Origin of the sequence: Aphanizomenon sp. CS-733/32, assembly GCF_028330045.1 — a bacterium.
GTDB classification, from domain to species: Bacteria; Cyanobacteriota; Cyanobacteriia; order Cyanobacteriales; family Nostocaceae; genus Dolichospermum; species Dolichospermum gracile.
In genome coordinates, this window is the sequence record NZ_JAQMSE010000216.1 from 1 (window position 1) to 10894 (window position 10894).

The 10894-nt window shown below is 38.3% G+C and carries 15 protein-coding genes; 10 read left to right on the forward strand and 5 right to left on the reverse strand.

All coding sequences use genetic code 11. The annotated features are described in order from the left end of the window. Positions 1-416 precede the first annotated feature (416 nt). Positions 417-599 carry a hypothetical protein gene (locus PN471_RS17940; RefSeq protein ID WP_271778002.1) on the forward strand — a complete coding sequence of 61 codons (183 nt, stop codon included), beginning with the start codon at positions 417-419 and terminating at the stop codon, positions 597-599. A gap of 114 nt (positions 600-713) precedes the next feature. Here PN471_RS17940 and PN471_RS17945 read toward each other — a convergent pair whose 3' ends face one another. Together PN471_RS17945 and PN471_RS17950 are read right to left on the reverse strand one after the other, a co-directional pair. Further along, positions 714-1043 carry a hypothetical protein gene (locus tag PN471_RS17945; RefSeq protein WP_271778003.1) on the reverse strand — a complete coding sequence of 110 codons (330 nt, stop codon included), beginning with the start codon at positions 1041-1043 and terminating at the stop codon, positions 714-716. Positions 1044-1259: 216 nt separating this feature from the next. Then, the gene (locus PN471_RS17950; protein WP_271778004.1) at positions 1260-1661 is read right to left on the reverse strand and encodes a fasciclin domain-containing protein; all 402 of its coding nucleotides are present in this window, start codon (positions 1659-1661) and stop codon (positions 1260-1262) included. A 119-nt stretch (positions 1662-1780) separates the two neighbouring features. Between PN471_RS17950 and PN471_RS17955 the strand changes: the two genes are divergently transcribed. Continuing rightward, positions 1781-2758, forward strand: a complete 978-nt coding sequence (locus tag PN471_RS17955; protein WP_271778005.1) for a putative 2-dehydropantoate 2-reductase — start codon at positions 1781-1783, stop codon at positions 2756-2758. 103 nt (positions 2759-2861) lie between these two features. On the opposite strand, the gene PN471_RS17960 is transcribed toward PN471_RS17955, so the two are convergent. Beyond that, complete coding sequence (locus PN471_RS17960) at positions 2862-3044, reverse strand: hypothetical protein (RefSeq protein WP_271778006.1); 183 nt, start codon at positions 3042-3044, stop codon at positions 2862-2864. Positions 3045-3249: 205 nt separating this feature from the next. Between PN471_RS17960 and PN471_RS17965 the strand changes: the two genes are divergently transcribed. From PN471_RS17965 to accD, 8 genes are all read left to right on the forward strand, one after another. After that, positions 3250-4440 (forward strand): M20 family metallopeptidase, encoded by a 1191-nt coding sequence (locus PN471_RS17965; protein ID WP_271778007.1) that lies wholly within the window; start codon positions 3250-3252, stop codon positions 4438-4440. Between the two features lie 117 nt (positions 4441-4557). Next, complete coding sequence (locus tag PN471_RS17970; RefSeq protein ID WP_271778008.1) at positions 4558-4872, forward strand: chromosome segregation ATPase; 315 nt, start codon at positions 4558-4560, stop codon at positions 4870-4872. Positions 4873-4909: 37 nt separating this feature from the next. After that, the gene (locus PN471_RS17975) at positions 4910-5296 is read left to right on the forward strand and encodes a ribosomal maturation YjgA family protein (protein WP_271778009.1); all 387 of its coding nucleotides are present in this window, start codon (positions 4910-4912) and stop codon (positions 5294-5296) included. Continuing rightward, positions 5274-5519 carry a DUF167 domain-containing protein gene (locus PN471_RS17980; protein WP_271778010.1) on the forward strand — a complete coding sequence of 82 codons (246 nt, stop codon included), beginning with the start codon at positions 5274-5276 and terminating at the stop codon, positions 5517-5519. The genes PN471_RS17975 and PN471_RS17980 overlap by 23 nt, the downstream gene beginning before the upstream one ends. Before the next feature lie 108 nt (positions 5520-5627). Continuing rightward, positions 5628-6722, forward strand: coding sequence for a 3-isopropylmalate dehydrogenase (leuB, locus tag PN471_RS17985; RefSeq protein WP_271778011.1), 1095 nt, complete (start codon positions 5628-5630; stop codon positions 6720-6722). Positions 6723-6808: 86 nt separating this feature from the next. After that, positions 6809-7069, forward strand: coding sequence for a hypothetical protein (locus PN471_RS17990; RefSeq protein ID WP_193895434.1), 261 nt, complete (start codon positions 6809-6811; stop codon positions 7067-7069). Between the two features lie 26 nt (positions 7070-7095). After that, a complete protein-coding gene (locus PN471_RS17995; protein WP_193895433.1) occupies positions 7096-7917 on the forward strand; it encodes a prepilin peptidase in 822 nt (273 codons plus the stop codon). Positions 7918-8167: 250 nt separating this feature from the next. After that, positions 8168-9121, forward strand: coding sequence for an acetyl-CoA carboxylase, carboxyltransferase subunit beta (accD, locus tag PN471_RS18000; RefSeq protein WP_271778012.1), 954 nt, complete (start codon positions 8168-8170; stop codon positions 9119-9121). Between the two features lie 258 nt (positions 9122-9379). Here the strand turns inward: accD and PN471_RS18005 are convergent, their stop codons facing one another. Together PN471_RS18005 and PN471_RS18010 are read right to left on the reverse strand one after the other, a co-directional pair. Continuing rightward, positions 9380-9610 (reverse strand): NifU family protein, encoded by a 231-nt coding sequence (locus PN471_RS18005; RefSeq protein ID WP_271778013.1) that lies wholly within the window; start codon positions 9608-9610, stop codon positions 9380-9382. Positions 9611-9778: 168 nt separating this feature from the next. Then, entirely contained in the window at positions 9779-10429 is a 651-nt protein-coding gene (locus PN471_RS18010) for a DUF3386 domain-containing protein (protein WP_271778014.1), read from the reverse strand. Between the last annotated feature and the right edge of the window lie 465 nt (positions 10430-10894).

The following is a 10894-nucleotide window of genomic DNA, read 5'->3' on the forward strand; positions in this document are numbered from 1 at the left end:
CACAAACAAAGTCCACCTGCGTGGACTAACGAAAAATCAAGGCTTTTGAACCCACGAAGGTGGGTTTCGTCTGTGTAGCTGCGACTTCTAGTCGCCCTTGCAAGTAATAAATTAGACTTTTCAAACACCCTCTAAGAGTTCCCTGACCACACAAGTAAATTCAAAGAATCAAACCGGATTCCTATATATAGCAAAAAACAATCTAAAACCCTATCTAAAAAATTTTTTAATCAATAAAAATTAACCATTAATTACTATCAATAGCTAGACAAAAATAATTTAATAAAGTCTTATCCATTAACATCAAAACCTTGCATTTATGAATTATTTTTGAAAGAATCAAAACAAAGGTTAGTCAATATCAAGTCTAATCTCATTCCTTTGATGTCAAGACCATATATAAAGGAGGAATTATCATGGCTAATATCAAAATATCCACACTACTTCCTGTCGGTTATGATTTATTTCATGATGCTGCTAGTTTCCTCAATGAATTAGCTACCGAGGAAGTACAAGATGTTTTTGGTGGTGGTTATGGTGGCTATGGTAGAGGTTATGGTGGTTACAAGCACTGTTGTTGCTGGGGTTACTGCCGTTAAGATTACCAAAAATAGCTGTTAGTTAATTAACAGTTATTCTGAATATTCAGAATAGTAATTTCTATTTTTTACTACTATTCTGAATATTCAATGCAAAGCTGACTTTTGTTGTAATTACTTATCAAAAGAAAACAATTGTAGAGAATTTCTCCGCCAGACAATTACCAAAAGATTAGTCAATAAACAGGTGATTGCTAAGGATAACAGGATGTAAGTTGGCGGCATAACCACACCAATCATAAACCAAGTATAAACGTGCAGCATCATAATACCAGCAAACGTACACGCGAATCCTATAGACATCAACACCTGACCCATAGGACGATTGAGAACGGTGAGGACAATTGTTAATAAGGTTGTCAGAATATTGGCTGGAACAAGAAAGGCACAAATGCCTATACAGTTATTGCGGGAAAATTCGATTAAGGCGTTGAAATCTAACATTAATTTTTGGGGATGATTGTAGTAGGTTCTTATGATTAAGTTTTATTATAAATAATATGATGATTGAATTCATAGTACCTTGAAAGTGAGTAATCACACCATTTATGTAACAATTTTTAAAGAATTAGCCTTGGTAACTAAATTTATGAATGAGAGAGACGCTGTAAGGAACGTCTCTATAAGGTTTCCCCAATAACGCTAAAAGACTCTCTCGGATTAACCCATCAAAATCACAGTATCAATGACATGAATCACGCCATTATCAGCATCAATATCTGCCGCTAAAACTGTGGCATTTTTCACCTCAAAACTATCTTCACAATTAATTTTAATCGCAGAACCTTCCACAGAAGTGACTGTACCAAGTTTTGCCAAATCAGCCTTCGTTAACTTGCCAGGCACGACATGATAGGTGAGAATGCGTGCTAATTGGGGAAGATTTTGTAATAAAGTTGTAATTGTGCCAGGGGGTAATTTAGCAAAAGCATCATCAGTTGGTGCGAACACGGTGAATGGACCAGGACTTTTTAATGTTTCTACTAAACCAGCAGCTTGTACAGCCGCTACTAAAGTTTTAAACCCATCATTACTAACTGCAATATCAACAATATCAGCCATTGACTTTACCTCATATCTACCAAAGGTTCTCAAAAATAGTAAATCATGTTTAAGTTTTATTATAAAAATTCTAGTAAAATATTATTTGATGATTTTACTAATGTTTCTCTATACATAAAATGAGTAAACGCACTTATGCCATATTGGGAACTGGCGCATTAGGTGGATTTTATGGCGCAAAACTCCAAAAATCCGGTTTAGAAGTTCACTATTTACTCAAAAGCGATTACCAACAGGTAAAGGCAAACGGTCTCATGATTGAGTCTAAAAATGGTGACTTCACCCTCCCCAAAGTTAATGCTTATAATAATGTAGACAAGATGCCACGGTGTGATGTGGTAATAATATCACTAAAAACTACCCAAAATCAACTTTTACCCAATTTATTACCACCAATAGTTAAAGATGACGGAGTAGTATTGGTATTACAAAATGGATTGGATATAGAGTCAGAAATTGCAGAAATTGTCAATAATGTCAGCATTATTGGGGGGTTATGTTTTCTCTGTTCTAATAGAGTTGCACCGGGACATATTCATCATTTAGATTATGGACAAATTACTTTAGGTGAATATAAATCTAATTATCAATTAACTGGCATTACTCAAAAAATGCGAGAAGTTACCACAGATTTTGAAAATGCTGGTATATCTATAGAATTATTAGAAGATTTACTATTAGGACGTTGGAAAAAGTTAGTCTGGAATATTCCCTATAATGGTTTATCTGTAATTCTTGATGGCAGAACAGATGAATTGATGACGGATATTCACACTCGTCAGTTAGTGGAAACTTTGATGTGGGAAGTAGTCGTAGGGGCAAAAAGTACAGGAAGAATAATTCCTGAAAGTTTTGTTCAAACCATGTTAGATTACACCACAAAAATGAAACCCTACCGCACCAGTATGAAAATTGATTTTGATGAAAAGCGTCCTTTAGAAGTAGAAGCAATTTTTGGTAATCCATTAAGAAAAGCTGAATCAGCAGGTGTATATTTGCGGCAAATTCGTTGTTTATATCAACAATTAAAGTTTTTAGATATGAGAAATAAGAGCGTTGCTGAATTGAGGTATGAAATTCCCAAATTGAACCTTTAAAGCTCAAACCTCAGTGCGTCTTTGCTACGGCACTCGCTCATGGGGGAAACCCCCAAGACCGCGCTGCCTCGCCTTTGCGTGAGACTAAAATTCATACCCTTAATCAGCAACGCCGAAAAATTAAGGGTTCTGAACCCAAGAAGGTGGGTTTTGTCTGTGTAGCCGCGACTTCTAGTCGCCCTTGCCAGTAATAAATTAGACTTTTCAAACACCCTCTAAGGAAGAGTAATTTGGCTGTGTTCTTTGATGCTGAAAAATTAGCAGATAAGCCGATAAAATTAGTCATAATGCTTGTAGCCGTTCAAGTTGTCAAAATTCTATAGGACTCCTATTTGAGTTATGAACTAGTTTTTTTAACGAACCACTCCAGACACAGAGGACACAGAGGTAGGAAAATAAGAGATGTGATACCTACGGCACGCTTCGCGAACACATTTCATTTAGGATTGCTATAGATTGAAATATAAGGTGAATGAATTAAAATTATTGCTATGCTAAACCGAATCAAAGACTTAACAACAAACATATCACCCCGCTTAGTCGAAATCCGTCGCCATATTCACGCGCATCCAGAACTTAGTGGCGAAGAATATCAAACCGCTGCTTTTATTGCAGGTGTGTTGTCTGCCAATGGCTTGCACGTAGAAGAAGGCATAGGTAAAACCGGTGTCATTGGTGAATTACAAGGAACTCAACCTAGTGATAGGATCTTAGCAATTCGCACTGATATGGATGCTTTGCCCATTCAAGAGCGCACAAATTTAGAATATGCTTCTCGAATTGAAGGAGTTATGCACGCCTGTGGACATGATATTCATACTACGGTAGGTTTGGGGACAGCGATGGTACTTTCCCAAATTGCCCCAGAATTGGGTGGAAAGGTGCGGTTTTTATTTCAACCTGCCGAAGAAATTGCCCAAGGTGCAAATTGGATGGTAAAAGATGGAGTGATGAATAATGTGGCGGCTATTTTAGGGTTGCACGTTTTTCCCTCCATTCCTGCGGGTTCAGTGGGTATTCGCTACGGTGCGTTGACAGCCGCAGCAGATAATTTAGAAATTATGATTATTGGTGAATCTGGACATGGTGCGCGTCCCCATGAAGCCATAGATGCCATTTGGATTGCATCGCAAGTGATTACATCATTGCAACAAGCTATTAGCCGTACTCAAAATCCTTTGCGTCCCGTAGTGTTGAGTATTGGGCAAATTAATGGGGGAAGAGCACCAAATGTGATTGCTGATAAGGTCCAACTATTGGGAACAGTGCGATCGCTTCACCCAGAAACCCGCGACAAACTACCACAGTGGATTGAAAATATAGTTGCTAATGTTTGTAATTCTTACAATGCAAAATATCAAGTTAACTATCATCAAGGTGTACCTAGTGTCCAAAATGATAACGCATTAACACAATTATTACAATCATCGGCAGAAGAAGCTTGGACTAATAATTGTGTCCAAATTTTACCAGAACCATCTTTAGGTGCAGAAGATTTTTCTGTTTATTTAGAACACGCCCCTGGTTCAATGTTTCGTTTAGGTGTAGGCTATGAAGGGAGAATAATTAATCATCCCTTGCATCATCCCCAATTTGAAGTTGATGAATCTGCTATTATTACTGGAGTAGTCACATTAGCCTATGCAGCTTATAAATATTGGCTAAATAAGTCAGAACTATGATCTGCGTGATTCATTTGATTTCGATGATTAATTAGTCGGAACAAATTAAACAAATCATAAACATCACAGTTGAGAATTCGCTCTTTAAATAAATTTAAGAAAAATACACTGCCAATCATGCCACCAATCGAAACTAAAGATTCAAATTCATCAGAACAAACGACTAATAATTGGTATTTAGTCGGTGTCCGTTCTAAAAAAAGAGAAGTATTTTTAAAATATCTGAATTTAGCTATTGAACAAAATCACTTACAAGATTTGATTATGGAGATAAAAAGTCCCCAAGATGCAGTTTATCAAGATATTGTTTTATTAAAAATCAGTAATTTTAAAACTGCTTGTACACAACTTCAAAAAATCGAATGTTTCCAAAGTATTGAACGGAAACCTTTAGCATTACCCCAAGTAAATAGAATGTTGGGTATTGGGTAAAGTTTGCTATAAATAGCTGATTACCTACTTGTAAAAAATGTTTCATAACCGTCAACAAAGCAAATTAATTATCATTTCTACACTCATCGTGATAGCGATGGGTTTTTTCTTTAAATATTATCCAGGAATTGGACATGAATGGTTAAATAATTATGGTGCAGCGATATTTTATGAAATATTTTGGTGTTTATTTACTTTTGGGTTTTTCAGAAGTAAAAAAGCCGTTATCCAAATTCCTATCTGGGTGTTTATTCTGACCTGCATTGTCGAATTTTTACAACTTTGGCATCCACCATTATTAGAAGCCATTCGTGCTACTTTCGCTTGGTGGGATTTTCCTCATTATCTGTTAGGTTCTATTTTGGGTTGGTTGTGCTTAGAAAAACTTCGAGAAATAGATCATGCAAAAAAGAGTAAAAGTTAAACCAAACTCCAAACAACAAAAGATTGAGGAATTAGCAGATGGTAGTTTAACTGTACATCTCAAATCACCACCTGTAGATGGTAAAGCTAATGAAGAGTTAATTAAACTATTAGCTAAAAAGTTTGATGTTCCTCAATCCTCTATCTCAATTAAATCTGGGACAACATCTCGACAAAAATTAATTGAAATTGATGGGATTTACGGACCAGGGACTGGGGAATAGTTTTTATAATTACCAATTACCAATTACCAATAAAATTAACCACGCCATTTGGCACGATTGCTAGGTATGATATTTTATTTACAAACATTTACCCAGCAAAACTTGACTATGACTCAAAACTACCGCATTACCTTACTTCCTGGCGATGGCATTGGTCCTGAAATTATGTCCGTAGCGGTGGACGTGCTAAAAGTCGTAGGGAAACGATTTGATCTTAGCTTTGAATTTTCTACAGCCTTAATTGGTGGCGCTGCTATTGACGCAACCGGCGAACCTCTACCTGCTGTCACCTTAGATATGTGTCGCCATAGCGATTCCGTCTTACTCGCTGCTATTGGTGGTTATAAATGGGACTCTCTGCCCTCAAATTTGCGCCCAGAAGCGGGTTTATTAGGACTGCGGGCGGGTTTAGAACTATTTGCTAATTTACGGCCTGCCAAAATTCTTCCCCAATTAATTGACGCTTCTACCTTGAAACGGGAAGTTGTGGAAGGTGTAGATATTATGGTGGTGAGGGAACTCACCGGTGGAATTTATTTTGGTAAACCCAAAGGTATTTTTGCCACCGAAACTGGAGAAAAACGTGGTGTAAATACGATGGTTTACACAGAATCGGAAATTGAACGGATTGGGCGTGTAGCCTTTGAAACGGCACGGAAACGGGGTGGCAAACTCTGTTCTGTGGATAAAGCCAATGTGTTAGAAGTATCTCAATTGTGGCGCGATCGCATCACTCAACTTTCCTTAGAGTATACTGATGTGGAATTATCTCATTTATATGTGGATAACGCTGCCATGCAATTAGTTCGCGCTCCCAAACAATTTGATACAATTGTCACAGGCAACCTATTTGGTGATATTCTCTCCGATGCGGCAGCGATGTTAACTGGTAGTATAGGAATGTTACCTTCTGCCAGTTTGGGTGCTAATGGTCCGGGTGTCTATGAACCAGTTCACGGTTCAGCCCCAGATATTGCTGGACTTGATCAAGCCAACCCTCTAGCACAGGTTTTAAGTGCCGCCATGATGTTGCGTTATGCTTTCAACCAACCAGAAGCAGCAGACTTAATTGAAAACAGTGTGTTACAAGTTTTACAACAAGGTTATCGCACAGGAGATATTATGTCCCCAGGAATGAAACTAGTCGGTTGTCAAGCTATGGGCGCAGCACTCATGGAAATTCTGCAACTAAAATCACGTTAAAGGATAAATCTGGAAATTTTGGCATCTATATGTGAAAATTTTCAGATAAACTAAGAGCAAATCTATAACTTACATAAAAGCAAATAGTGTACGCTTTACAACAAGAACAAGCAAACTTTACCTCGCAAAAAAAGCACCCGTCTTTGATTGATCCTACTGTAATTAGAGCCGCTAGTCATATTTACTACACCTACTGTGAAGTTCATCCAGAAATAGTAGGAAAAGCTACAGGGGTAGCAATTAGTCGGGTAACTCATCGGGGTAAGGTGATTTTTACTCATTACCCAGTGCTGTTACCACAGGAATGCTTTGTCCCGTTAAATCAAATTGAGTCCTATATGTATTAGTCAACTCACAACTGACAAATAACAATATGGACATTTTGATTTATCTTCCAGCCAGTATCATTGTTTTTGTCTTGGGGACATCTCTCGGTAGTTTTATTAATGTTGTAGTTTATCGGCTACCGGCTGGGTTATCAGTGCTGTGGCCCCCTTCTCGCTGTCCCAAGTGCTTAAATAGGTTAAAAACCTATGATAATATCCCAGTTTTTGGTTGGTTGTGGTTAAAAGGGCGGTGTCGTTATTGCCAGACTCAGATTTCTCGCCGTTATCCATTAATAGAGGCGTTAACAGGGATAATATTTTTAATAGTATTTTGGGTTTTTCAATTTTCAATTTTCACCATCGGCTATTGGGCTTTTTGTAGCTGGTTATTGGCCCTATCTCTCATAGATTTAGATACAATGACCCTACCCAACCCGTTGACTAAATCGGGTTTAATTTTAGGAATAGTCTTTCAAATGGCTATTGGTTGGTTATCAGAACCGACTGCGGTGGGCTTATCAAAACGCTTAATGACCGGAATAGCCGGTACTGTTCTAGGTTTATGGTTGTTTGATGCGATCGCCCTTTTAGGTTCTATGGCTTTTGGCAAAACGGTCATGGGCGCAGGTGACGCTAAATTAGCTGCTATGATGGGAGCATGGTTAGGATGGCGTTATTTACTCCTAGCGGGTTTTATATCCTGCATTTTGGGAGTATTCATCGGTGGGAGCGCAATTATCCTCTCCCGTCACCAAATGGGACAAAAAATGCCTTTTGGACCATTCCTAGCTTTAGGTGCGGTAATCACTGTTTTTTGCGGTGAAACTATTTTGTCCCACTATATGAGATTATTTTTGCCTGGATATTAACATCATTTTTTAAATCTTTTTTTCATCTTTATGGTTTTATCAGCCCAAACCTGTATCCACCCTGACTGTAGCTGCTATTACCCCATTGAGATTTGAGATGTTGGTAATATCTAAGCAGTCTTAACTATGATTCTTATGATTAACTAATCATCCCAATCAACACAATCACACAAATCATGGTTTAGACATTAATTAATTACCTACATCATAGTTCTGATTTTGACCTAATACCTAATTACATAAGATAAAAATGGCAAACAACGAAGAATCACGCGGTTTAAAGTCTCTATTTGATTGGTTCGCAAATCGGCGTAAATCGGGCAGCACCAACTCAGAACGCCAAGAACGGGAAATTGCCGATGGTTTATGGCATAAATGCCCTAAGTGTGGTGTTCTGAGCTATACAAAAGATTTAAGAGCTAATCAAATGGTTTGCGTTGATTGTGGTCATCATAATCGAGTTGATAGTGATGAACGGATTCGCCAATTAATTGATGCTAATACCTGGAAACCATTAGATGAAAATTTACGTCCTACGGATCCCTTACAATTCCGCGATCGCAAACCCTACAGCGATCGCTTACGAGAAACACAAGAAAAACTAGGACTTGTAGATGCTGTCAAAACTGGATTAGGTCAAATTAACACCTTACCCATAGCATTAGGAGTCATGGACTTCCGCTTCATGGGTGGAAGCATGGGTTCCGTCGTCGGTGAAAAACTCACCCGCATGATTGAACAAGCCACCCAACGCCGTTATCCTGTAGTCATCATTTGTACATCAGGCGGTGCGAGAATGCAGGAAGGAATGTTGTCTTTAATGCAAATGGCCAAAATATCCGCCGCCCTCCAACGTCACCGAGACTCCAAACTATTATATATTCCCATTTTAACCAACCCCACTACCGGAGGTGTTACCGCCAGTTTCGCCATGTTGGGTGATCTCATCATCGCCGAACCCAAAGCAACAATTGGTTTTGCGGGTAGACGGGTAATTGAACAAACCCTCAGAGAAAAACTCCCTGAAGATTTTCAAACCGCCGAAGACTTACTTAAACACGGATTTGTTGATGATATCGTCCCCCGGACACAATTAAAAAATACCTTGGCACAACTAATTGCCCTCCATCAACCAATCCCCACAACAACACCAAACATGGTTTTGTGGGAAACAATCAAATTGAGTTCCGCTACTGTTGAGTAGGAGTGACAGGTGCTACGCCACGGGGACAGGTTACAGGTGACAGGTTACAGGTTACAGGTGACAGGTTACAGGTTACAGGTGACAGGTTACAGGTTACAGGTTACAGGTTACAGGTTACAGGTTACAGGTTACAGGTGACAGGTTACAGGTTACAGGTTACAGGGGACAGGTGACAGGTGACAGGTTACAGGTAATAGGAACATCTTAACCAATTACCAATTACCAATTACCCATTATCAATTACCCATTACCAGTGATTTAGACAACTTGTACTACTTCAGCGATTTCGGGAATTTTTTCTATAAGACGGCGTTCAATACCCATTTTCAGAGTCATAGTAGAACTTGGACAAGAACCACAAGCACCCTGTAATGAGACTTTAACAATCGGTCCATCCAATTCTACGAGTTTTACGTTACCACCATCAGTCATGAGATAAGGACGCATCTCGTCTAATACGCTTTCTACATTTTCTATCGTTAGTTCCATAGGTTTAGACCTGTTCAGTAAATAAATTGGTAATTATCCGAGTTGCTAATTATCTAGTTTAGGCTGGAAATGGATAATTAGTCATTAGTCATTAGTCATTGGTTATTGGTCAGTTGTCAGTTGTCAGTTGCAAAAGAATATTTTTCTCCCCTGCTCCTTGGCTGTTCCCTATTCTAGTAGCTGAATATGAGAATAAACAAACTCGGTAATTGATTGAGGAGTTGCAGTTTTCCCATCTTCATATTCTGCCACTATCTGCTTTGTCAAAATGTAATAATCACCAAATTTTTGATATGTATCCGTAAATTTGAGAATGCTATTAACATCACCTGTATGCGAATTGCGAAAAACCACATGATAAGCAGAAGGGATATAACCGCAGTCTGTATCTAGGAATTGCTCAGAATTAATCTCCAAAGACATCCGACCCATAACCCGAACTTCTTGATATATTTTTTGGTTACGAATTTGATAGCGAGAATCAGTATTTTCACTATTGACAAAAACCGTTGCACCATTATTTTCTACCGCTTCAACCAAAATAAAGTCATGTTGACCATAAGAATCTAGAAAACTGGTTTTCTGACAGCGGGTAACTACTTCCTGTAATTGAATATCAATTCCTGCTGCTATTTGTTTATCTGTGACTTCTGTAACTTGTATATTCAGGTTTGGGTCAATTTGAATCTTACCAGTATAAACTTCACCTTCCTGTAGCAGTTGCACATCGGCGGTATAACCGGGAAAGTTTTCATTCCAGGTGTAACGACTTTCATAAGCAGTTTGAAATAAAGTTTCTGCCGTTGACTGAATTGCCATATCACCACTTTGACTGCGCTTTTCTACTAGTTTAATGCAAAGTTGTTGTTCTTTAAATTATACAGAAATATATTTGTGTTTTTACGTGGGATGTGGTACTGGCAGCTTTCCAGAGGATTATGTTGTTTGGGTCTATTCCGACTATAGCATAAATTAAAATTGTCTGAATCAGGATGTCCAGGATTTGAGGATTTTCAGGATTTTTGTTGATGATCTGGTGAAGTCACAGATCTAATTTCTTTTATAGTGTGAAGATGATTTTTTATCCTTAAATCTGGATGTTTATAGACAATCAAGAAATCACATCCTGGACATCCTGATTCTGACAAAATATTATTGTTATCATCCAGAGCCTCCCGTGAACATTCCCCAGCAGAGCCAGGGAACGGGGGAACAATCACATCCTGTTAATCCTTAAATCCTGGACATCCTGATTCAGACAATTTTAATTTATGCTATAGTCGG